22 protein-coding genes are annotated in these 23,125 nt (G+C 63.6%); 7 read left to right on the top strand and 15 right to left on the bottom strand.

All coding sequences use genetic code 11. The features are described 5' to 3' along the window. The first annotated feature begins 19 nt into the window (after window positions 1-19). Together NDO48_RS09315 and NDO48_RS09310 are read left to right on the top strand one after the other, a co-directional pair. Window positions 20-2,593: a GcvT family protein gene (locus NDO48_RS09315; protein ID WP_267321377.1), complete on the top strand. Its 2,574-nt coding sequence runs from the start codon at window positions 20-22 to the stop codon at window positions 2,591-2,593. An 81-nt stretch (window positions 2,594-2,674) separates the two neighbouring features. Further along, window positions 2,675-4,027, top strand: coding sequence for a M24 family metallopeptidase (locus NDO48_RS09310; protein WP_018428359.1), 1,353 nt, complete (start codon window positions 2,675-2,677; stop codon window positions 4,025-4,027). A gap of 99 nt (window positions 4,028-4,126) precedes the next feature. Here the strand turns inward: NDO48_RS09310 and NDO48_RS09305 are convergent, their stop codons facing one another. After that, a complete protein-coding gene (locus NDO48_RS09305; protein ID WP_018428360.1) occupies window positions 4,127-4,927 on the bottom strand; it encodes a phosphate/phosphite/phosphonate ABC transporter substrate-binding protein in 801 nt (266 codons plus the stop codon). 47 nt (window positions 4,928-4,974) lie between these two features. Next, window positions 4,975-5,985: a fatty acid desaturase gene (locus NDO48_RS09300; RefSeq protein WP_267321376.1), complete on the bottom strand. Its 1,011-nt coding sequence runs from the start codon at window positions 5,983-5,985 to the stop codon at window positions 4,975-4,977. Window positions 5,986-6,202: 217 nt separating this feature from the next. Between NDO48_RS09300 and NDO48_RS09295 the strand changes: the two genes are divergently transcribed. The 3 genes from NDO48_RS09295 to bmt all read left to right on the top strand — a co-directional run bounded on the left by NDO48_RS09295 (window position 6,203) and on the right by bmt (window position 8,799). Next, window positions 6,203-7,051 (top strand): helix-turn-helix domain-containing protein, encoded by an 849-nt coding sequence (locus tag NDO48_RS09295; RefSeq protein ID WP_018428362.1) that lies wholly within the window; start codon window positions 6,203-6,205, stop codon window positions 7,049-7,051. A 68-nt stretch (window positions 7,052-7,119) separates the two neighbouring features. After that, on the top strand, window positions 7,120-7,722 hold the full coding sequence (locus tag NDO48_RS09290; protein ID WP_018428363.1) for a DUF1989 domain-containing protein: 603 nt from the start codon (window positions 7,120-7,122) through the stop codon (window positions 7,720-7,722). 45 nt (window positions 7,723-7,767) lie between these two features. Continuing rightward, window positions 7,768-8,799: a betaine--homocysteine S-methyltransferase gene (bmt, locus tag NDO48_RS09285; RefSeq protein WP_416377190.1), complete on the top strand. Its 1,032-nt coding sequence runs from the start codon at window positions 7,768-7,770 to the stop codon at window positions 8,797-8,799. A gap of 71 nt (window positions 8,800-8,870) precedes the next feature. On the opposite strand, the gene NDO48_RS09280 is transcribed toward bmt, so the two are convergent. The 12 genes from NDO48_RS09280 to NDO48_RS09225 all read right to left on the bottom strand — a co-directional run bounded on the left by NDO48_RS09280 (window position 8,871) and on the right by NDO48_RS09225 (window position 21,260). Then, on the bottom strand, window positions 8,871-9,251 hold the full coding sequence (locus tag NDO48_RS09280) for a hypothetical protein (RefSeq protein WP_018428365.1): 381 nt from the start codon (window positions 9,249-9,251) through the stop codon (window positions 8,871-8,873). Window positions 9,252-9,438: 187 nt separating this feature from the next. After that, window positions 9,439-9,981, bottom strand: a complete 543-nt coding sequence (locus NDO48_RS09275; protein ID WP_245262175.1) for a PadR family transcriptional regulator — start codon at window positions 9,979-9,981, stop codon at window positions 9,439-9,441. 295 nt (window positions 9,982-10,276) lie between these two features. Next, on the bottom strand, window positions 10,277-10,723 hold the full coding sequence (locus tag NDO48_RS09270) for a hypothetical protein (RefSeq protein WP_157632739.1): 447 nt from the start codon (window positions 10,721-10,723) through the stop codon (window positions 10,277-10,279). 159 nt (window positions 10,724-10,882) lie between these two features. Next, window positions 10,883-12,928 carry a vWA domain-containing protein gene (locus tag NDO48_RS09265; protein ID WP_026227275.1) on the bottom strand — a complete coding sequence of 682 codons (2,046 nt, stop codon included), beginning with the start codon at window positions 12,926-12,928 and terminating at the stop codon, window positions 10,883-10,885. A 2-nt stretch (window positions 12,929-12,930) separates the two neighbouring features. Continuing rightward, window positions 12,931-13,488 (bottom strand): RNA polymerase sigma factor, encoded by a 558-nt coding sequence (locus tag NDO48_RS09260; RefSeq protein WP_026227276.1) that lies wholly within the window; start codon window positions 13,486-13,488, stop codon window positions 12,931-12,933. Window positions 13,489-13,553: 65 nt separating this feature from the next. Beyond that, window positions 13,554-14,639 (bottom strand): hypothetical protein, encoded by a 1,086-nt coding sequence (locus NDO48_RS09255; protein ID WP_018428370.1) that lies wholly within the window; start codon window positions 14,637-14,639, stop codon window positions 13,554-13,556. A 116-nt stretch (window positions 14,640-14,755) separates the two neighbouring features. After that, window positions 14,756-15,934, bottom strand: coding sequence for an NAD(P)/FAD-dependent oxidoreductase (locus tag NDO48_RS09250; RefSeq protein ID WP_018428371.1), 1,179 nt, complete (start codon window positions 15,932-15,934; stop codon window positions 14,756-14,758). 97 nt (window positions 15,935-16,031) lie between these two features. Next, entirely contained in the window at window positions 16,032-16,763 is a 732-nt protein-coding gene (locus tag NDO48_RS09245) for a dienelactone hydrolase family protein (protein ID WP_018428372.1), read from the bottom strand. 59 nt (window positions 16,764-16,822) lie between these two features. Further along, window positions 16,823-18,133: a CynX/NimT family MFS transporter gene (locus NDO48_RS09240; protein ID WP_018428373.1), complete on the bottom strand. Its 1,311-nt coding sequence runs from the start codon at window positions 18,131-18,133 to the stop codon at window positions 16,823-16,825. Then, on the bottom strand, window positions 18,130-18,807 hold the full coding sequence (locus NDO48_RS09235; RefSeq protein ID WP_026227277.1) for a FadR/GntR family transcriptional regulator: 678 nt from the start codon (window positions 18,805-18,807) through the stop codon (window positions 18,130-18,132). The genes NDO48_RS09240 and NDO48_RS09235 overlap by 4 nt, the downstream gene beginning before the upstream one ends. Window positions 18,808-18,905: 98 nt before the next feature. Further along, the gene (locus tag NDO48_RS09230) at window positions 18,906-19,589 is read right to left on the bottom strand and encodes a hypothetical protein (protein WP_018428375.1); all 684 of its coding nucleotides are present in this window, start codon (window positions 19,587-19,589) and stop codon (window positions 18,906-18,908) included. 96 nt (window positions 19,590-19,685) lie between these two features. After that, the gene (locus NDO48_RS09225) at window positions 19,686-21,260 is read right to left on the bottom strand and encodes a trimethylamine methyltransferase family protein (RefSeq protein WP_018428376.1); all 1,575 of its coding nucleotides are present in this window, start codon (window positions 21,258-21,260) and stop codon (window positions 19,686-19,688) included. 252 nt (window positions 21,261-21,512) lie between these two features. On the opposite strand from NDO48_RS09225, the gene NDO48_RS09220 reads away from it, so the two are divergent. Then, window positions 21,513-22,211, top strand: a complete 699-nt coding sequence (locus NDO48_RS09220) for a corrinoid protein (RefSeq protein ID WP_018428377.1) — start codon at window positions 21,513-21,515, stop codon at window positions 22,209-22,211. Between the two features lie 63 nt (window positions 22,212-22,274). On the opposite strand, the gene NDO48_RS09215 is transcribed toward NDO48_RS09220, so the two are convergent. Continuing rightward, entirely contained in the window at window positions 22,275-22,409 is a 135-nt protein-coding gene (locus tag NDO48_RS09215; RefSeq protein WP_018428378.1) for an entericidin A/B family lipoprotein, read from the bottom strand. 64 nt (window positions 22,410-22,473) lie between these two features. On the opposite strand from NDO48_RS09215, the gene NDO48_RS09210 reads away from it, so the two are divergent. Further along, window positions 22,474-23,112, top strand: coding sequence for a DUF1638 domain-containing protein (locus NDO48_RS09210; RefSeq protein ID WP_026227278.1), 639 nt, complete (start codon window positions 22,474-22,476; stop codon window positions 23,110-23,112). The last annotated feature ends 13 nt before the right edge of the window (window positions 23,113-23,125 follow it).

Below are 23,125 nucleotides of genomic sequence, written 5' to 3'. Positions count from 1 at the left end.
CAAAACCGGACATAACCTTATGAAATCCCATGTGAAAGCAGTTGTCATCGGCGGCGGCGTTGTGGGCTGCTCGATGCTCTACCACCTCGCCCGCGCTGGCTGGACCGACATCATGCTGATCGAGCGCTCGGAGCTCACCTCCGGCTCGTCCTGGCACGCCGCAGGCGGCTTCCACACTCTCAACGGCGACCCCAACGTCGCCAAGCTGCAGGCTTATACGGTCCAGCTCTACAAGGAGCTGGAGGAGATTTCCGGCCAGTCCTGCTCGCTGCACCTGACCGGCGGCGTGATGTTGGCCGATAGCCCGGAGCGCATGGACTTCCTGCGGCTCGCGCACGCCAAGGGCCGCTATCTCGGCATGGACACCGAGCTGATCACGCCCTCCGAAGCCAAAAAGATGTTCCCGCTGATGGACGAAAGGCACTTCGTCGGCGCCATGTGGGACCCGGTCGAAGGCCATCTCGATCCTTCGGGCACGACCCATGCCTACGCCAAGGCGGCGAAGAAGCTCGGTGCCGAGATCGTGCTGCGCAACCCGGTCAAGGAATTGACCCAGGATCCCGACGGCACCTGGAACGTCGTCACCGAACAGGGCACCGTCAGGGCAGAGCACGTCGTCAATTGCGGCGGCCTGTGGGCGCGCGAGGTCGGCCGCATGGTCGGCGTCGAGCTTCCGGTGCTCGCCATGGAGCACATGTATCTGCTGACCGAGCCGATGCCGGAGGTCGAGGCTTTCAACAAGGAAACCGGCCGCGAAATGATCGGCGTGCTCGATTTCAAGGGCGAGATCTACACGCGCCAGGAGCGCAACGGCATTCTGCTCGGCACCTATGAGAAGGCCTGCAAGCCGTGGTCGCCTGTCAACACACCCTGGGATTTCGGCCATGAACTGCTGGCGCCCGACCTTGACCGTATCGCACCGTCGCTGGAAATCGGCTTCCAGCACTTCCCAGGCATCGCCAACGCCGGCATCAAGCAGGTCATCAACGGCCCTTTCACCTTTGCGCCCGACGGCAACCCACTGGTCGGCCCGGTCCAGGGCCTGACCAATTATTGGGTCGCCTGCGGCGTCATGGCCGGCTTCAGCCAAGGCGGCGGCGTCGGTCTCGCGCTGTCGAACTGGATGGTCAACGGCGACCCGGGCTTCGACGTCTGGGGCATGGACGTCGCGCGCTGGGGTGAATGGGCCAGCCTGCGCTACACCAACGCCAAGGTCCGTGAGAACTATTCGCGCCGCTTCTCGATCCGCTTTCCCAACGAGGAGCTGCCGGCAGCCCGCCCTGCCCAGACCACCCCGCTCTACGACACCATGGTCGCCAACAACGCCGTCATGGGCGACAGCTGGGGCCTGGAGACGCCGCTATGGTTTGCCCCCAAGGGAACCGAGCCAAAGGACATCGTCTCCTTCCACCGTTCAAACGACTTCGAGCACATCGGCAATGAAGTGCGTGCCACGCGCGACCGCGTCGGCGTGACCGAGATCGCAAACTTCGCCAAGTATGAGGTGTCGGGCCCGGCAGCGGAGGATTTCCTCAACCGGCTGATGACCAACCGCATGCCGAAAAAGGGCCGCATTGTGCTGACGCCGATGCTGAACGAATTCGGCCGCCTGATCGGCGACTTCACCATCGCCAAGACGGGCGACGACAAATTCATGATCTGGGGCTCGTCGGCGGCGCAGAAGTACCACATGCGCTGGTTCGAGAAGCACCTGCCCAGCGATGGTTCGGTGCGCATCCACCGCTTCGACCAGACGCTTGTCGGCCTGTCCATCGCCGGCCCGAAGTCGCAGGCGCTGTTGCAGAAGCTCGTCGATGTCGACGTGTCGAGCAAGGCCTTCCGCTTCATGGATTTCCGCGAGATGGCCGTCGGCGGCGCGCCCTGCATGGTCAACCGCATCACCTATACCGGCGATCTCGGCTACGAGATCTGGATGGCGCCGGCCTATCAGCGCCTGGTCTACAAGGCGATCAAGGATGCCGGCGAAGAGTTCGGCATTGTCGATTTCGGCATGCGTGCGCTGCTGTCCATGCGCCTCGAAAAGAACTTCCCGACCTGGTTCCGCGAGCTCCGTCCGATCTACGGCCCGTTCGAAGGCGCGATGGACCGCTTCATCAAGCTCGAGAAGAACGACTTCATCGGCCGCGAGGCTGCCGCAAAGGAGCACGCCGACGGTCCGAAGCTGCGCCGCGTCTCCTTCTATGTCGACGCTGCAGATGCCGACGTGATGGGCGACGAACCTATCTGGGCCAGGATCGGAGCCAAGGACTACGGAACGATCGAAAAGCCGCATGGTTATGGCGCACCCCGCTTTGACGAGGCCGGCAAGGAAGTGCGCGGCTCGGACGCCGCCCGTGGCGCATCGGCGGTGCGCGGCATCGTCGACGGCGAATGGCGTGTGGTCGGCTGGGTCACCTCGGGTGGCTACGCCCACTATGTCGAGAAATCGATGGCTCAGGGCTACGTGCCGGCCGCACTCGCCGAAAACGAGGCGGAAGGCCTGTTCGAGATCGAGATACTCGGCCACCGCCGCCCTGCCCGCATCAATGTCGAGCCGCCATTCGACCCGAGCGGGGAGAAGATGCGGGGATAAGGCCTCAGGAGAACAGATGCGCTACGTCGCCCCCTTCTGTACTGCCGGACATCTCCCCCACAAGGGGGGAGATCCTCGCTGATGGACGCCTCAACGAAAGGCAAATTCGGCCGCCACCGCAAGATCATGCCGTTCGAGCCGGGCTCGGTGGAAGACCTGCGTGAGCAGGCCCGCACCAAGGCTGCCGGGCTCAACAGCCACATCCTTGGTTACGGCGCGCAAGCCGAAGCCGAATGGGCAGCAGCCGGGATCGCGGCGCCCGACATGCCGGCAATGCGCCAATACCGGCTGCAGCGCATCCGTGCCGAACTCAGGCGGCGCGGCTATGCCGGCGCCCTGCTCTACGATCCCGTCAACATCCGCTATGCCACCGACTCGACCAACATGCAGCTATGGGTGGCGCACAATCCGACCCGCCACTGTTTCGTCGCGACCGACGGCCCGGTGGTCCTGTTCGACTATTTTTCCTGCGAGCATTTGTCCGACCATTCCGGCATCGTCGACGAGGTTCGTCCGGCGGTGTCGTGGATGTATCTCTACAGCGGCGAGTTGACCGACATGAAGGTCGAGCGCTGGGCGCAAGGCATTGCCGACGTCGTCCGCGAACATGGCGGCGGCGCCAGGCGCATCGCCGTCGACCACCTCGACCATGAGGGCGTCGACGCTCTTGCCAGGCTGGGCATTTCGGTCGGCAACGGCGAAGCGGTGATGGAAAACGCCCGCCTGATCAAATCGCCGGACGAGATCCTGTGCATGCGCCGCTCAATCACAGCCTGCGAGGCGGCGATGGGCGAAATGGAGGCAGCACTTCGCCCTGGCATTTCCGAAAACGAGCTCTGGGCCGAACTGCATCGCGGCAACATCGCCCGCGGCGGCGAATGGATCGAGACCCGGCTGCTGGCATCGGGCCCGCGCACCAATCCGTGGTTCCAGGAATGCTCGTCGCGTGTTGTCGAGGCGGGCGACCTCGTCGCCTTCGACACCGACCTCATCGGCCCCTACGGTTTTTGCGCCGACCTGTCGCGGACCTGGCTGTGCGGCGATGGCGACCCCACTGATGAACAGCGCGAGCTCTACAGGATCGCCGCCGACCAGATCGCCTACAACACCGCGCTGCTGAAACCCGGCATCGGCTTCCGCGAACTGGTCGAGCGTGCAGCCGTGCCGCCGCCCGACTGCTATCCAGCGCGTTATGGCGTGCTGTTTCATGGCGTCGGCCTCGCAGACGAATATCCCACCCTACCCCATGCCTCCGACTGGACTGCCGACACGCCGGACGGTGTGCTGGAACCAGGCATGGTGGTCTGCGTCGAAAGCTATATTGGCCGCCTCGGCGGGCACGAAGGCGTCAAGATCGAGGAACAGATCCTGATTACCGAAACCGGCTACGAGCAGCTGTCGAGCTACCCGCTGGACAAGCGCCTGCTCGGTTAGCGGCCAGGACCAAAGGGCCGCGAAGCAAACCGCAGCAGGCTTTCGGAAGGCGCGCTCCGTTCATCGAAACACTGCGCGTCCATTCGGAGGCACAAAGCTCTAAGCCAGAAGCGCCTCTACAAGCACCCCGACGACAGCCTCCGGCGTTGTTCTGGAGGTGATATAGGGCAATCCCTTGCGCTTGGCCGTCCAGCCGACGACCACGACCTCTTTGGCGGCAGGCTCGAAACGCTGGGCCAGCGCCCAGCTCTGGCAATCGACGGTCGCGACATCGGCCCGCCCTTGGGCGATTGCCACGATCGACGCCCGGTGCCCGCCGCTTTCATGGAGATCAGGGAAGATCGCCAGACTCTCGCCCAGCGCGGCCAGATCGCGCGAAATGCCGACGTAGCCGGACATCGAATCATGGCTGTTGAAGGCAAAACGCTTGCCGCGCATCAGATCGAGCGGCACGGATGCTGCCTCGCCCCGAGGCGCCGGCACGTCACCGGCGACCACGCCACGCCGCATGACAATGGCGCTGGAATAGTCACCTCCGCGCCCGCCCTCGACGCCGTCATAGCTCGGTTGGCCGATGACGCGCACATCGCCGGCGAGGCCGGTTGTTTCCATCGGCCCCCAGCAGGTCTGGCCGAACAAGAGCCGCGGATGCCTCCAGAGCGTCGGCAGGTGGAGTTCGTCGGGCGGCAGCGTCGCAGGATCTGGCGCGACCAGTTCGCTTGCGGCGTTGCGGATGCCGCCGGAAACCGCTGGCATGTCGCCATTGCGCCTGACAACGGAAACGGGCGCATCGACGCCCATGACGTGCAGCCGGTCGCGCAGTTGCGCCCATCGGGCGTCGACTTCGGCCCGCATCTCGGGCCAGTCATACATGGGCAATGCGGCGATGAAGTCGCTCATGATGTCATTTCAGGCTTGAATGCAGATCAGGGCAAGCAGAACCGATATCATTCCTTCGGTGGTTCCGCTGGCACGGGAGCAGTGCCCAGGCCGTTGACGTTGCGCGCCCTGACACGCGGCGCAAATGCCCTGCCCGGCTCGGGCGCGCGGCGCAGTGCCGGATGGCAGACCGGCTCCTTGGCGCGGAACGCATAGGCGCGCACCAGCGACAGGTAGTTCGGATAAGCATAGCCCTTGTTGAGCTTGAGCCAGTGCTCGCGGCGTTCGCGAAACAGCGCCGGCAGCTTGTACCAGGCAACCGTCGGGCTCTTGTGGTGGACGAAGTGCAGGTTGTTGTTGAGGAACAGGATCGCCAGCGGCGAACGCTCGACGATGACAGTGCGCCCTTCCGGATGCTCCGACCACTGATGCTCGGCGAATGTACGGATCGAGATCAGCGAATGTCCGAGCCATACCGGCACCAGCACATAGAGCCAGAGCGGCAGGCCGAAGCCAAACTGGATCACCGGCAACACGATGGCGAGCCCTGCGGCGTGCAGCAGCCACGCCTTGCGGATGGCCTTGTCGCCAGCGGCAATCGCCTTGGCGTCGTCAATGAAGAAGCCGATGCAGGAGAGCAGCGGCCCGAGCACGAAGCGACCGGCCATGGTGTTGTTGACCTTGAGCACGAACTTCATCGCCTCCGGCAGGTTGTCGTGCTGCCACAGCGCCCGGTAGTAGCTCTCCGGATCGTCGAACGGGTCGGTCAGCTTGTCGTCGGCATGGTGGCGCAGGTGGATGGTCTTGAAGCGCCTGTAGGGCCACAGCAATCCGATCGGCAGCGAAACCAGCGCCTCGTTGAGGCGCGCGTTGCGCGTCGGGTGTCCGTGCAGCACCTCGTGGACCAGCGACGACTGCAGCCCAACCGTCAAAATCATCAGCGCCAGCGCCACCAGGGGATAGTTCGGCCAGATTAAGAAGCCCGCCACCAGCCACGCACCGTAACAGGCGGCGATGAGAAATACCGTCGGCCACTCGACCGCCGTGGCCGTGCCGCGCCTTTTGCCTCGCTGTGCCATGCTTATGCCTGCTGTCCCCGAATGCTGGAACCTAATGATTCCTGACATAATGTTGTCAGTAATCATGCGCTGCTTCAACGCGACAATGCGCACATAATGTTTACATTGCGCTGCTTAGGCCGCAGATGTTACACTTAGTAAACACACAGGACGATGAATCTATTTTCCGCAGGCAAACTTGCCCTCGGGGCAATTTGAATCCGGGAGGTGCCAGGGCATGGACAAACGCGATCTATCTGATGTCTTCAGGGAGCGCCTGCGCATCCTCGTGCAGCGCTCGGGCCAGAACCAGTCGGCCTTTGCCGCATCTGTCGGCATCGACCGCTCGGCGCTGTCGCAGCTTCTGTCAGGCACCACCACGCGCCTTCCGCGCGCCGAGACGCTGCTGACGATCGTCTCGGTCCACAAGGTGTCGCTCGACTGGCTGCTCGGCGTCAGCCAGGACGAAGGCATGACCGGCGAAATCCGCGAAAGCCTGGAGATCGAGGAGGCGTCGGGCGGCTTCGAGCGCACGCTCATCGCCAAATGGCACGCGGAAGCTGCCGGCACCAAGATCCGCTACGTGCCGGCGGGCATTCCCGATCTGCTGCGCACCGAGGCGCTGGTCGACTACGAGGCCGACATCTCTAACAAGAGCCGCGAGACGCAGGCCGGCGAGACCCAGTACCGCATCGACTACAACAGGCGCCCCGAGACCGACATGGAGGTCTGCATGCCGCGCCACACGCTGGAGATCTTCGCCCGTGGGCTCGGCGTATGGTCCGGTTTCCCCGATCGCCATCGCAAGGCGCAGCTGCGCCATATGGCCGATCTGCTCGACGACCTTTATCCGACATTCCGGCTGTTTCTCTATGACGGCCGCCTGCGCTATTCCGTCCCTTATACGATCTTCGGTCAGGCGCGTGCGGCCATCTATGTCGGCGACATGTATCTGGTGCTCTATGCGACCGAGCCGATCCGCACGCTGACCCGCCATTTCGAGCAGCTGATCCGCGCCGCCGACATCAACCCGCATGAGACGGCAGGTTTTGCCCGCAAGCTGGCGAACTCGTTCTTCACGAGTTGACCGCTTACCTCAGGCATAGTTGAAGTTCGCGCAACGATCCCGCAAGCCGCTCTCCAGAGGGAAAATCCGTGCACAGCATCGTCATCCCGCCGCAATCCGGCCGCGCCCTGCGCGTCAGCAAGGGCGAGCTTGTCCGCATCACCGATGTGAAGGGCCAGCAGGTGGCCGACCTCTGGGCATTCACATCGGACATGAAGGACTGGCTGAGCACGTCGAACACCCGCGACATCGGCGAACGGCTGTTCCCCAAGGTTGGCGAACATTTCTACGGCACGACGGGAAACAAGCTGCTGACGCTGATCGAGGACGCATCGCCGGGCCCGCACGACATGCTGTATCCGGCCTGCAACCATGCTCTTTACGTTCGTGCCGGATTCGACCAGCACCCCAATTGCCAGGACAATCTGCACGCCGCCCTCGCCTCGGAAGGCCTCGTCTTGCCCTTCACGCCGGATCCGGTCGACCTGTTCCAGAACTCACTGCCCCAGCCCGACGGCACGATCGACGTATTTGCCTCGATCAATCCGCCCGGCGGCAACGTCACCCTGCGCGCCGAATGTGACCTGCTGGTCGTGGTCACCGCCTGCTCGGTCGACCACTACCCGACCAACGGCGGCATCTGCACCGAGATTGCGGTCGAGGTGTTCGCCGGCGGCGACACCGGACATTGACGAGACATAAAGACTTCTTTATATCCTTATCCATCCTCCAGATAGATGAAAGCCGTCTCGATGACCGCCAATCCGATCTATGCCCTGCTTGCTGAAAAAGGCGTTCTGCTTGCCGACGGTGCCACCGGCACCAATCTTTTCGGCATGGGCCTCGAGGCCGGCGAAGCGCCTGAGTTGTGGAACGAGAGCGCGCCCGAGAAGATCGAGACGCTGCACCAGAAATTCGTCGACGCCGGCGCCGACATCATCCTGACCAATTCCTTCGGCGGTACGCGCCATCGCCTGAAGCTCCACCACGCCCAGGACCGCGTCTTCGAACTCAACAAGCGCGCCGCCGAAATCGCGCGTTCCGTCGCCGACAAGGCCGGCCGCAAGGTGATCGTCGCCGGTTCCGTCGGTCCGACCGGCGAGTTGCTGGTGCCGCTCGGGGCGCTGACCTACGACCAGGCAGTGGACGCATTCGCCGAGCAGATAGAAGGCCTGAAGGCCGGTGGCGCCGAAGTCGCATGGATCGAAACGATGTCCGCGCCGGACGAAATCCGTGCGGCGGCCGAGGCTGCCATCCGCGTCGGCCTGCCCTACACCTACACGGGCTCGTTCGACACCGCTGGCCGCACCATGATGGGCCTGTTGCCCAAGGACATCCATGCGGTGTCCGATGGCCTAACCGAGGCGCCGCTGGGCGTGGGCGCCAATTGCGGCGTCGGCGCCTCCGACATCCTGGCCTCGCTGCTCGACATGAGCGAAGCCAAGCCCGACGCCACCATCATCATCAAGGGCAATTGCGGTATCCCGGAATTCCGCGGCACCGAAATCCACTATTCGGGCACACCCGAGTTGATGTCGGACTATGTCCGCCTCGCGGTCGATGGCGGTGCGAAGATCATCGGCGGCTGCTGCGGCACCTCGTTCGAGCACCTGGCCGCCATGCGCAAGGCGCTCGACGCCCACAAGAAGGACGCGCGCCCGACCGTCGAGGCGATCATCGAGCGCATCGGCCCGATGCGCAACAAGCTTGCCGAAGCGAACGCTCCGGAAACGAGCGAAGGCCGCCGCGAGCGTCGCCGCCGCAGCTGAGACAATTCACTGGGGCTGTGCATTCTGTTTTCCGAAAATCGATTCCGATTTTCGGGGGCGATGCGCTGGCGTCAGCTGTTTTCTTCGTAGCGCGCAAGCGCCGACCTGACGTCGGTGCCGGCACCTTCGACCGGACGCATCATCATCACCGCATCCAACGTCCTGACGTCGGCCAGCTTTTCCATGGCTAGCCGGAAGCGTTCGTTGTTGAGCGCCGACCAGGCCGTGCGGTGGGCATCGTCGATGGCGCTCATCCGCGATGGCGACGGGCCTCGAACTGAGCCCTGCTCAACCTGCTGGATCGGCCTGGCGGGCACATAGATATGGCTGTTGGCGGCCGCCTGCTCGACCTGCGCCGCGTCGTTTGCGGCCTCCGGTCTCGCGGGCATCACCAAGGGGTCGGCGGTGCGAACATTCGAAACCGCACCCGACATCACGCCACCAACCTGCATTCTCAAGCCACCCTTTGTTCACCCGCAGCTATATTAGCCAAGGATCGTTGCGATCAGGTTTTGGAAGAGCTCTGCCTTTAACTTGAATTGTTCGTAACGGCTCGCAAATCTGGCCTTTTGCTCAGTTTTGCACAAAAAAGCTCCCGCCTTGCGACGGGAGCTCCAGCAGTCTTGCGGGTCTCGGGAATCAGAGGTCTTCGAGGTCGCGGCGCGCCTTCTTGAGGATCTCGCGTGCCTTCTCGGCCTGCTCAGCCGTCAGCGAGCCGCTGCGCAGCCGGCTGAACACGGCGAAGTTCAGCGCCTTGACCTCGTCGCCGAGGGCGACTCCACTGACCTGGGTCGAGTTTTCCTCGATCTGGCCATTGATCTTGGCCAGCTCGGCGGCGTTTTCGTCCAGATAGGCCTGGCCTGCTTCGGTGATCGAATAGAGCTTCTTGTTGCCGTTGGCGACGGAGACGACGAGGTCGGCCTCCTCCAGCATCTGCAGCATCGGATAGATCGCACCCGGGCTCGGGCTGTAGGCGCCCTGGAATTTAGCCTCCAGAGCCTTGATGATGTCGTAGCCGTGGCGCGGCTCCTCCGCGATCAGGCCGAGCACGACCAGGCGCAGCGCGCCGGGATCGAACATGCGCGGGCCGCGGCCGCCGAAGGGTCCGCCGCGATGGCGGCCGAAGGGACCGCCGCGACCGTGGCGGCCGCCGCCCCTGCCGCCTTCGTTCTGGCCCGACATGGACCATTCTCCGCGGCAACGATCGTTGAAATTGGGGTGATTGAACATGTGAGTACCTCTCCAGGATGTTTGCTTCATGCCGCTATATCTATTCAAAGATATATCTTTTGCAAGATAGAACGTAACGATTTCTGCGCCCGCGGCTGGACCGCGTGCGGAAAAGGGCGGGCAAGGACTTCCCTTTCCAGCCTGTTGCCAGATCGGTTTTCCGATGATTTTCAGATAGTTACAGGTGAATAGATATGTTCTGGCGAGCACTTCGGCTGCCGATAGAAAATTTCGCTTCGCCAGACGTCTAGGTGCCGACAACCATGTCGCTCAGGACATTACTGAAGTGCTTTTCCTGTCTCTCCAGCCACTCGTAGGCCTGTGGCCAGTTGGCCGGATCGATCATTGCGACCCGATGGTTGGACAGATAGCAGAGGGCATACTCGCCACGCAGGCTGACGCCGAGCGCCTTGCCCAACGCCGGCTCGAAGGCTGACAGCCGGTTCAAGGTGGTTGTAAAACCCTCGCCGCGTTGGCCCCTGACGAACAGCCCGACGCTTCGGTTGGTCAGGTAGAGTGAAACCACCAGATCGTCGGCGACATGCCGCCAGCGCGAATAGAGGCTGCCATGGCGTATCCTGGGGTCGTTGCGGCGAGCGAGATAGCCGTCCCAGAAAATCTTGATCTCACGCGACGACAGCGAGCGCAGGCCGCCATGCGCGATATCCCATTCGTCAAGCTGCCGGTCAGCCATCAACATTCTCCGAAGCGCCACCCGTTTTCGGCTGGCCGCCTAGAGATCACAAAAGAACGGCCGGCGGAAAGCCCCCTTTCCGCCGCCTGGAGATCATTGAAGAATGGCCGGCGGAAAGCCCCCTTTCCGCCGGCCGGCCCACCTGCCCCAGCGGTACCTTTAGGGTCTGTTGCTGCCCTCAAGCGACGATGCGAGCCGCACCAGCGACAGGAACTCGGCGCGATAGCCGTAGAGGTCCGCTCCGCGCGCCGCCGAGGCGATCTCGGAAATCTTGTCGAAGCCGAACTTGTCGGTGGCATCTTCGTCGCGCAGCTTCTGCCCGAAAGCTGCCACGGCCACCGAAAAACGCTGGTCGGTGCCTGCCGCATCGAAACTCGCGACTTCGTTGGCCTTGGTCACCGGCGTGGTGATCAGCTTGCTCGTGTCGCCGTCCGGTGCCTTGTAGCGGATCTTCACGAAGGCATATTCGTCTGCGTTGACGACACCGCCTGTGCCGGTCGAGGCCTGGCCGTAGCGCAGCGGATCCATCGCCAGCGAAGCACTGTCCTTGGGCGTGATCTCGTAGATCGCGGTCACCGAATGGCCCGAGCCGATTTCGCCGGCATCGACGCGGTCGTTGTTGAAGTCCTCGCGGTTTAGCGCGCGGGTTTCGTAGCCGATCAGCCGGTATTCCGCGACCACGGCCGGATTGAACTCGACCTGGATCTTCACATCCTTGGCGATCGGGAACAGCGTCGACGATGCATCCTGCACCAGCACCTTCTCGGCTTCGGCCAGCGTGTCGATATAGGCGGCCGTGCCATTGCCGTTCTGGGCGATGGTCTGCATCATCTGGTCGTTGAGGTTGCCGCGGCCGAAGCCGAACACCGACAGGAACACGCCCGACTTGCGCTTGTCCTCGATCAGCCGCTTGAGGTCGTCGTCGTCGGTCTGGCCGACATTGAAGTCGCCGTCGGTTGCCAGCATCACCCGGTTCACGCCATCCTTGACGAACGACTTCTGCGCCAGCCGGTAGGCTTCGCGGATGCCGGCCTCGCCTGCGGTGGAGCCACCAGGCGAAAGCGTATCGATGGCGCCAAGGATCTTGTCGCGCTCCGACGCCTTGGTCGGTTCGAGCACGGTGCCTGCGTCACCGGCATAAGTGACGATCGAGACTGTATCGTCCGGCGACAGCTTGTTGACCAGAAGCCGGAAGGCCGAGCGCAACAGCGGTAGCTTGTCTGGCTCGTCCATCGAGCCCGAGACGTCGATCAGGAACACCAGATTGGCCTTGGGCCGCTCAGTCGGCTGCACGTCATAACCCTTGATCGCAACATGCATCAGCTTGGTGTGCTCGTTCCACGGCGCAGGCATGACGCTGACTGTCGTGTTGAACGGCACGGACGCCTGGTCCGGCCCCTTCCAGTCATAAGGGAAGTAGTTGACCATCTCCTCGACCCTGACGGTGTCTGGCTGGGGAAGAACGCCCTCCTTCAGCGAGCGTCGAACGAAGGAATAGGACGCGGTATCGACATCGATGGAGAAGGTCGAGACAGGGTCCTCCAGCGCCGAGCGCACCGGGTTGGTCTTGAAGTCCTGGATGCGGTCACGGTTTTCGACCGGCGCCATCGGCATGTCGCCAGGCGCGATGGTGGCTTGCGGCTGCACCATCAGCGTCGGCATGTTCTGCACGCTCATCCGTGCCGCGGCATCCGCCATCGGCGCAGGCGCAACCGGGCTGGCAGGCGCAATCTCACTCATGACGGCAGCCTCGCCGCTTGCGCTTTCCGCCTTCTGCTTGGCCGCCCCCGAGGCCGCCAACGGTTTGGCGACGCTGTTGCCGAGTTCGGTATCTGGCTTCTGCAGGGGCTCGGCCGTTGTGACAGGGGCTTCGGCGCGCTGGCGTGCGAGTTCCGCCTTCTCTGGCGCCGAAAACTGGAACGGCGACTGCTCCATCAGGTAAAACGTGGCGTAGCCGGCGATCGGCAGGGCGACGAGTCCGGCCAGTGCCGGCGCCGCGATCAGCTTCTTGTGCATGATGTCTCTCCAGAGCTTCCTTGCTCGCTCGGTGAGACGATTGCCCGGTTCGGTTCCTTGGGGCGTAGCTGCGATTTTTTCTTCGTCGAAAGCAGCCATGGCGGCAGCGATCGCGCGCGACCTGGCGGCTGCACCAGGCGCCGGCGGCTTCATGCCCCTGAGCATGTCCAGTTCGGTGTCGTCGACCATGATCATACTTCCCCGGCCGAGCGCATGAGCAGCTTCAGCCGTTTCTTCGCTTCATGGATGTGCCACGAGACGGTGGCTTCGGCGATTGCCATGGCTTCTGCCGCATCGGCATGCGACAGGCCCTCGCCATAGACCAGAAGCACCGCGTCGCGCTGCTTGTCCGGCAGCAGCCTGACCGCCGCCCACAAGGCTTCCGCCGGGTCTTCGACCGGCGCCGCTCCTTCCGCGACCAGCGTGTGAACACCATAGGCCGCGGTCTTGGCGGTTTCCCTTGACGATTTGCGCAAGGCGTCGCGCGCGGCGTTCAGCGTCATCGCGTAGAGCCAGGTGGTGAAGGCCGCACCGCCGCGATAGTCCCTCACGGCGCGCCCCAGGCGCACGCAGACGTCCTGGGCGATGTCTTCGGCATCAGATGCGTTGCCGCACCAGCGCCAGGCGACGCGATGGATAAAGTCGTAATGTCTCCCGACGAGTTCGCCGAAAGCCTGCCTGTCCCCATCGCGGGCCCGTCCGACCAGATCAGTGTCGGAGGCCTCGCCCTCTTCCAGCATCATCGCCATCATCGCCACTTGGACGAAAGCTTTTGGGCGATCCTTGGGGTGGTGGGAAGTTTTTTTCGCCTCCCTCAGTTGCCCGGGCAGACCAGCTTGACGCTGACCGTGTTCGTTCCACTGACGGACATGCCGCTGGGCACGTATCTCGCGAATGGCAAGCTGCGGACGTCCTGCGACACGTCGGTGCCAATGGTGAAGGCTTCATCGGCAAAGATATTGCCGCCAGAGACCTCGCCCTGCGGCCGCATCGACATGCCGTGACCACCCTTGCAGCGGATCTTGACGTCGCCCGGCTTGCCCTTGGACTTGCTGTCGAGCCCCATGGTCAGGCCGTCGAGCTTCAGCGCCAGGTCGATATCGTCGTTTATCTGGCCGCTCGGTGTGCACGACATGCCGGCAAGCTTGATGTTCTTGATCTTGCCCGCTCGTCGCGTCTTGCCCTTCAGCGTCCAGGTGTCAGATCCCGGCGAGCTGTTGCCTTCCATCTCCGCCGATTGCGTGACGTAAGAATAGGTCACGTCGAACTGCGGCCCCGAAATGCGCGGTTCGAGCTTCGCCTCGATGGTAACGGTACCCTCGTCGATGATACGTTTGAGCAACGCGCGCGTGGCCTTGGCCTGCTCGCGGTAGCGCTCGGCTTCTTCGGCAGCGAACTGGCTCGGATACCGGTCCCAGTAGGCGGCAACGGTGTCTTTTGTGCATTTCGTGCGATGCGCGGCCTCGTGTTCCAAGGCAAAGTCGGCAAGTTCCTTGCACTGGGAACCTGCCCGCAAGGCTTCGAGCATGGCCGGCTTCTGCTCGCAGCTGCCATATCTCATATCCACCGTTGCCGGCCCCGTGTAACCATGCGCGGGGCGATGGGGCAGCCTGAACGTCAACATAATCTCGGCCCGCCTTCGCGACGAGCGATCGTGGATGCTGACATCGGAATCGGGGTGCGTCGGGTCCCTGTGCGCCTCGATCAGCGGGTCCTCGACCGCCTTGAGCTGGGCTGCCATGTCAGCGAAGAACTTGGCCAGATAGTCCGCGTTCTTCAGCTCTTCCTGGACGCTTTGCAGGTTCCCGCACGAGCATTGCTGCTGGTTGGCCAAAGCTGGCATCGCCAGAGTGCCTCCGAGCGCCAGTGAAACAGCAAACGCCTTGATTGTTGACGACATCCGCACCACACCTTCTGATTGAGAAAGATGTCGGTCGGTATCGGAAACCTATGTATCCGCAGGATGTCGCGATGCCCTCCGCACCGGATGCAGATCGGCGACAGAGACCGGAGAGATCAGACGGCCTGCCCGGCGACCCAGCCGGACGACCAGGCCCACTGGAAATTGTAGCCGCCGAGCCAACCGGTGACGTCGACAACCTCGCCGATGAAATAGAGGCCGGGCACGGTCTTCGCCTGAAGGGTCTTCTGGTCGAGCACACGCGTGTCGATCCCGCCCAGCGTCACCTCGGCCGTGCGATAGCCTTCCGAACCCGCCGGTTTGATGCGCCACTGGTTGACCGCCGCGTCGACCGACCTCAGGTGGGCATCGTTCAAATCGGCGAGATTGCCGTTGAAGCCGAGCCGTTCGGCAATCGTCTGCGCGAGTTTCTTGGGCAGATGGGCCGCAAGCACGGTCTGCACCGCCTGGCGACCGTTGCCCCGCTTGGCATCGCGCAGAATGGCGGCGACGTCAGTTCCCGGCAGCATCGAGATGGCGATTTCGTCGCCCTCGCGCCAATAGGACGAGATCTGCAGGATGGACGGGCCACTGATGCCACGATGGGTGAACAGCATCGCTTCGGAAAAACGCGTCTTGTTGCAGGAAACCTCGGCGTCGACGGCGACACCCGACAGCGGCGCAAGCCGCTCGAGCGTGTTGGCGTCGAAGGTCAGCGGCACCAGCGCCGGCCGCGTCTCGACGACAGGCAGGCCGAACTGAGCGGCGATCTCGTAACCGAAGCCTGTGGCGCCCATCTTGGGGATAGACTTTCCGCCGCAGGCAACGACCAGCGACTTGCAGCGCACCTTGTTGCCGTCCAGCTTCAGGTCGAAGCCGTCAATCGAGCGCGTCACGCTCTCGACTGACGTCGCAAGCCGCAGCTCGACGCCGCCGTGGCGCATCTCGGTCACCAGCATATCGATGATCTGGCGCGCCGAGCCGTCGCAGAACAGCTGCCCTAGTGTCTTTTCGTGATAGGCGATGCCGTAACGCTCGACGAGACTGATGAAGTTGCGCTGGGTGTAGCGGCTGAGCGGCGAAATGCAGAAATGCGGGTTCTGCGACAGGAAATTCTTCGGGCTGGCGTTGATGTTGGTGAAGTTGCAGCGTCCGCCACCGGAGATGCGGATCTTTTCGCCGGGTGCCGAGGCATGATCGACGATCAGCACCGAGCGGCCGCGCTTGCCCGCTTCGGCAGCGCACATCATGCCGGCTGCGCCTGCGCCGATCACGACCACATCAAAGGATTGCATCAGGATTTTCCGCTGGCAAAAAATCGGCGCCCGACGGCAAGCCGGACGCATGTGCCGGCCTGATAGCCGACATCGATGGAATTGGCAAAGCCGGGCGCTAGCTGAGCGTCTCCGCAAACAGCGTCAGCAGGCGCCGCCAGTGGCGCTCGGCGCCCGCCTCGTCATAGACGCCATGATCGGGCACGCACCAGCCATGGCCCATGCCCACATAGTTTTCGAGGATGTGGTCGACCCCGGCCGAACGCAGCGCCTCGGCGAGCAGCGCCGACTGTTCGGGCGGAAAGCTGCCGTCGACGCCGGCTGAGCCGACATAGATGCGCGCCTTGAGCCTGGCGGCGTTGCGCCAGGGGCTGTCGGGTGCATCACCGGCAAGATTGCCGCCATGGAAGCTTGCCGCGGCAACGATGCGGTTGGGATGGGTCGCGGCCGCATTGAGCGCGCGCGAGCCGCCCATGCAATAGCCGACGGCGCCGACCGGGCCAGCAACGCCAGCATCCGCCAGCGCCTCGATGAAGGCGCCGGTGTCACGCATCGTCATCTCCTGCGTGGTGCCGCCGATCAGAGCCCGCAGTTCCGTCCGCGTCTTTTCCTCGGAGAAGGCAGTCTTGGCGTCGAAGGGACCATAGGCGCCGGCACGATAGAACAGGTCGGGCACTAGCACCGCGTAACCGTCGCTGCCCAGCCGCTCGGCCATCTCGTCAAGCGCGGCTCGCGGCCCGAAGGCATCCATGTAGAGGATCACACCGGCTTTCGCATTCGAAGGTCCAAACAGTCCGGCCTTGGCGACGCCATCCGCCGTCACAATTTCGATGTCGCGCTTGGTCGCCATGGCAAAGCTCCTTCTGATGTCCCGTCGCGAACATAGGGACTCCGGCCAGCCAGACAAGCTCAGGCGGCGTCGATCGGCTCCGCGCGGGCACCGACATGTAGCGCCCTGCCCGCGCCCAGCCCCATCACGGCGACGCCGAGGCCAAGCGCCACGAACAGCACCGAGGAGGCAGCGAAGCTGCCGGTCCAGTTGCGGATAAGCCCTACCAGGAGCGGGCCGATGGCAGCCAGCGTGTAACCCACGCCCTGCGCCATGCCGGAGAGATGGGCCGCGACATGCGAATCCGGCGAGCGCAGCACGATCAGCGTCATCGCCGCCGCAATCAGCCCGCCCTGACCGATGCCCTGCAGCACCGCCCAGAACAGGATGGTCGAGGTCGGCGCAAACAGGATGCCCAGCAGTGCAATGACCGCAGCCGCGGCAAGCGCCACGTTGACGCCGCGCTGGTCCTTGCGGCGGACGGCGATGGATGGCACGGCAAGGCAGGTCACCACCTGCGCCATGACCGAAAGCGACACGATGGCGCCGGCGGTCGTGGCGTCGAAGCCGCGTTCGCGCAGGATCGGCGCCAGCCAGCCGAAGACGCAATAGGCGAGCGCCGACTGCAGCCCCATGAACAGCGTCACCTGCCAGGCCAGCCGGTCGCGCCACAGCCCAACGACGCGGAAGCCGCTGTGGCTAACCTGCCTGCGGCTGCCGAGTGCCTGGGGGGTCCAGATCAGCAGCACGATGAAGGCCGGCACCGCCCAGACAGCCAACGCCCCGGACCAGGACCCGGTAACAAGGTGTTCGATGGGCAATGTGAGGCCGGACGCCGAAGCGGCCCCCGCGCACAGCGCCATGGTATAAAGCCCGGTCATCATCGCCGCCTTGTCTGGAAAGTCGCGCTTGACCAGCCCGGGCAGCAGCACATTGCCGATGGCAATTGCCGCACCCGCCATGAAGCTTGCCGCAAACAGCAGCGGCACAGTGCCAAGCCCCCGCAGGGCTGTGCCGAAGGCGAGCAGCAACAATGCGATGAGCAGCGTACGCTCGGCGCCGAAGCGCTGCGCGAGTTTGGGCGCCAGCGGCGCAAACAGGCCGAGACAAAGCACCGGCAGTGTCGTCAGCATGCTGGCGCCGACCGGCGAAAGGCCCGTCGCCTGCATCACCTCGGGCAACAATACCGACAGGCTGGAAAAGATCGGGCGGAGATTGAAGGCGATCAGCACCAGGCTGGCGCCGAGCACGAAACGCGCCATGCCGCTGCGCAGAACCGGCGCCTGCGGTGCCGGCCGGCTGTCGACCTCGGCATCGATCAGCTGGTCGTCGAGACCTTCGATGGCCACCGCCTCAGCGGCCCGGCCCGAGGGAACAAAAGTCTGGTTCATTGGGCAAGTAACCTGTCGAGTTCGAAAAGTACGGGCGCCATGAAGGCGCGAACCGCGGCTGCGGCCCGGTCCGGATCGCCGGAGGCCACGGCATCCACGATGGCCTCATGGGCCGGCGCATCGGGCTCGGGCAGTTCGCCCGACAGCGTCGCCTTGATGGTCTCGGTGATCGCTCCGGTGAAGAAGTCGTAGAGTTCGATCATCGCCCGGTTGCCGGAAGCTTCGACAACCGACTTGTGGAAGTCGATGTCGCGGCGGATGAAGGCTTCGTGCCCGCCATCGGCCACGGTGCCGCGCGCCTCGAGCAACCGCCGCATTTTCACCAGATCCGCTGGTGTGTGGCGCAATGCTGCCAGCCGCGCCGCTTCCGCATCCAGGGCGGCGCGCGTTTCCCACTGGTCGCGCAGGCCGGCGCGCTTGACGCGGTCCAGCACCGCCGAAGGGTCGACTGCCGAGCGGACATAGGTGCCGGAGCCTTGCCGCGTATCGAGCAGACCTTGCGAGACCAAGGCACGCACGGCTTCGCGCACGGTGCCGCGGCTTACCGACAACAGGTCGGTCAATGCCATTTCATTGGGAATACGCTCGCCCACGGCCCAGCGGCCGCTGACGATTTCGGCTCGCAGGCTGTCGGCGGCGCTGTCGGTGAGATTGGTTCGGGTGGCTGGCTGCATGGCAACATTCATCAAGTCATCTGATGACTTTGAATATGCCTGTCGGCCGGCAAAGGCAACAAGCGAGCCGGGAAAGCGATTGGGCCAGCCGAGCGAGCTCAGAGGCCGGCGTAGCTCTTCATGTGAAAGGCCTGAACATCGGCCGGGTAGCGATAGGCCGTCCCATATGGGCATGCATTGCGATCAACGCACCCCGCCGTGCGACAGGTCCCGCCGTCAGGGCCGCGCACATGCGCAAGGCATCGTTCATAGGCAAAACCCGCAACCAAATAGGCTTCCACAGGACAGGATTTAAGGCAGGGCTTTCCGACACATAGATCGCAAAGGTGACTCTGTTCGCGAAGCTCGGCAAACTCCAGCCCGACATCGAACAGCAATGCCCCGCGATAAGCATGCCAGAGCCCATATTCGGGATGCATCAGGATGCCCAGCGGCGACGGCTTGAGCCCTTCGGCCCGCATGGCCCATTGCTGGAACGGCAGATAGGGCTTGTCGGATGGCGACACGGCGCGCGCGCCGAACTTTTTCGCGACATCGCCGATCACCTCACGCGACCAGCTGTCGAGCGGGTTTTCGAGTTTGGCCGGCTGCGTTGCGCGCCATCGCTGAAAATGCGGCCACGGCGCCGCCCCCGCCTGCCCGATCAGCAGCACCGACTGCGCCGGCCTGCCTGTCGGGCCATTCGGTGCCGTCTCCTCATTGCCGAAAACGAAACCGCCGCGCTGGATGAGGCCATGGCTGGCCAGCGCGGCGGAAATTATGTCCACGTCGGGGGACGGCAAGCGCTACCCCTTCGGGTCCGGGTCGGAGAATGCGCTCCGCCAGACTTCCTTGTGGATGATGCTGGCGACTTTAGCCCCGCCTGTATCGGGCTCCCTTCAAGTGAAGGCGTCGGGCATCGACGCCTTCTTCGCGGCGATGAAGTCCTTGAGCCCATCGTCAATGCTGGGATCGAGATATGGCGCCTCGTAGCTCTCCAGCCAGCGGCGGGCCAGTTCGTTGGCGCGCTGGGGTGCTGTCTTCTGCCCTTCGGCCAGCCACTGCTCGTAGGAATTGTTGTCGGCAATGTTCGAACGGTAGAAGGCCGTCTGGAAGTTCGCCTGGGTATGGTCGCAGCCAAGATAGTGGCTGCCCGGGCCGACCTGGCGGATGGCGTCCATCGCCTGGCCGTTCTCGGAGAGATCGACGCCTTCGGCAAATTTCTGCTGCATGCCGAGCTGGTCGATGTCCATCATGAACTTCTCGTAGCAGGAGGCGAGACCGCCTTCGAGCCAGCCAGCCGAATGCAGCACGAAGTTGGTGCCGGCAAGCAGCGTCGAGTTGAGCGTGTTGGCGCTTTCATAGGCTGCCTGCGCGTCCGGGACCTTCGAGGCGCAGAGCGAACCGCCGGTGCGGAACGGCAGGCCGAGCCGCCGTGCCAGCTGCGCTGCACCGTAAGACACCAGCGACGGCTCCGGCGTGCCGAAGGTCGGCGCTCCTGACTGCATCGAGATCGACGAGGCGAAGGTGCCGAACAGCACAGGTGCGCCCTTGCGGATCAGCTGGGTGAACGAGGCGCCGGCCAGAACCTCGGCCAGAACCTGGGTCAGCGTGCCCGCGACCGTCACCGGGCTCATAGCGCCGGCGAGGATGAAAGGCGTGACGATGCAGGCCTGATTGTGGCGTGCATAGACCTTCAGCGCCCCAAGCATGGTCTCGTCGAAGACCATCGGCGAATTGGCATTGATCAGGCTGGTCAGCACCGTGTTGTTTTCGACGAAGTCGTCGCCGAAAACGATCTTGGCCATCGCCACCGTGTCCTCGGCGCGCTCGGGCGCGGTCACCGAGCCCATGAACGGCTTGTCCGAATATTTGATGTGGCTGTAGATCATGTCGAGGTGGCGCTTGTTAACAGGCACATCGACCGGCTCGCACACCGTGCCACCCGAATGGTGAATCGACGGCGCCATGTAGGCGAGCTTCACGAAATTGCGGAAATCCTCGATCGTGGCGTAGCGGCGGTTGCCGTCGAGATCGCGCACGAAGGGCGGGCCATAGACCGGCGCGAAAACAGTGGCGTCGCCGCCGATCTGCACCGACCGCTCCGGGTTGCGCGCATGCTGGGTATAGATGGACGGTGCCGTCTTCAGCAGCTCGCGGCAGAGGCCCTTGGGGAAGTGGACCCGCTCGCCCTTGACGTCGCAGCCGGCTTCTTTCCACAGCTGCAATGCCTCGGCGTCATCGCGGAATTCGATGCCGGTCTCTTCCAGCACCGTGTCGGCATTCCTCTCGATGAGGGCAAGACCCTCCTCGTTCAGCACCTCGTACACGTTCACCTTGCGCTTGATATAGGTGAGCTGGGTGCCCGGACCGCCGCCGCTGCGCGCCGCGCGCCGTGCCGCGGCACCACCGCTTGCGCCACGCCCACGCCTGCCGCCTGCCTGTTCCTGATCGACTGACGGGTTATCGCTCATCGTCGTTTCTTCCCTGAATCCGTTTTGCGCCGCCTGTCGCGGCTCCTTGCCGGATCGTAGCCATGCACCCTTATCGAAACGGCTTGTCAGCGCCAAGAGCTGTCGCAAATTCGACAAGAAAAACGATAGATTGTCAGTCGCTTTCGTCTTGCAGGAAGTCGCAAATCAGCTATGGATTTGGAATGCTTGCAGGCTAGGAATAGCGAAGTATCCGCACGCCGCGATACGGCCTGCACCAGGGAGCCTTCCAAGATGTCCGACGACGAAATCATCCTGTCCGAGCTTTCCGACGACGAACTCGTGCAGCAGATGCACGACGACCTGTATGACGGGCTCAAGGAAGAGATCGAGGAAGGCACCAACATCCTTCTCGAACGCGGCTGGGTGCCCTACAAGGTGCTGACCGAGGCCCTCGTCGAAGGCATGCGCATCGTCGGCGAGGATTTCCGCGACGGCATCCTGTTCGTGCCGGAAGTGCTGCTCTCGGCTAACGCCATGAAGGCCGGCATGCACATCCTGCGTCCGCTTCTCGCCGCCACCGGCGCGCCGAAGCAGGGCAAGATGGTGATCGGCACCGTCAAGGGCGACATCCACGACATCGGCAAGAACCTCGTCGGCATGATGATGGAAGGTGCCGGCTTCGACGTCATCGACCTCGGCATCAACAACCCGGTCGAGAACTATCTCAACGCCATCGAGGAGCATCAGCCCGACATCATCGGCATGTCGGCGCTGCTGACCACCACCATGCCCTATATGAAGGTCGTCATCGACACGATGAAGGAAAAGGGCATCCGCAACGACTATGTCGTGCTGGTCGGCGGCGCGCCGCTCAACGAGGAATTCGGCAAGGCCGTCGGTGCCGACGCCTACTGCCGCGACGCCGCCGTTGCGGTGGAAACCGCCAAGGATTTCATGAAGCGCCGGCACAACGTCCGCGCCTCGGCGTAATCCAAAACAGAAAAGGCCGCGCCTCGCAGCGCGGCCTTTTCGTTTATGCCCCAGGGGGCCGTCCTAGCGGACCGTGTCCTGGATGGCGTGTGCGGTGCCCTTGACGTCCTTGCCGACGCCGCGGATGGTGTTGGCGCAGGATGAAAGCGCCAATGCGCAGGCGATGACGGCGATCGGCGCCAGATGTGACAGCTTCATGGACGATGTCTCCCTCGTTCTGTAGACTCGCCCCCGAGACCCTAAACCCTGCGAAACTGGTCGCATGAGCGCGCCGCGAACACAACATCAGATATCCGCCGACAAGGTGCTGGTCATAGGCTGCGGCATGATCGCGCGCGAGATTTTGGCGGTCAAACAGCGGCTCGGCCTCGACCATCTCGAACTCACCTGCCTGCCGGCCGACTTCCATTTCCATCCCGACCGCATCGCGCCCGCCATGGACAAGGCGATCGCCGAGGCCAGGCAGGAGGGCTACCGGAACATCTATGTCGGCTACGCCGATTGCGGCACCGGCGGCCTGCTCGACCGCGTCTGCGAAAAGCACGGCGTCGAGCGCATCGAAGGGCCGCACTGCTTTGCGTTCTATCAGGGAGCCGAAGCCTACGCCAAGGTCGCCGAGGACGACATGATGTCGTTCTACATGACCGATTTCCTGTGCCGCCAGTTCCAGGCTTTCTTCATCAAGCCACTCGGTCTCGACCGCCACCCGGAGCTGGTGACCGATTATTTCGGCAATTATGAAAAGCTGATCTACCTCGCCCAGACCGACGACCCCGCCCTCGACAAGGTGGCGGAAGATGCCGCCAGAATGCTCGGCCTTGTCTATGAGCGTCGCGCCACCGGTTATGGCGACCTCACCCAGGCACTTGCCAACGCGACGTCTGCAGCGGCAAATCGCTGAACGCCTGATTCCG

Origin of the sequence: Aminobacter sp. MET-1 (assembly GCF_026521175.1) — a bacterium.
Taxonomy (GTDB): Bacteria; Pseudomonadota; Alphaproteobacteria; order Rhizobiales; family Rhizobiaceae; genus Aminobacter.
The sequence above is the reverse complement of the archived record's forward strand: the minus strand, read 5'-3'. Positions and strand labels throughout refer to the sequence as shown.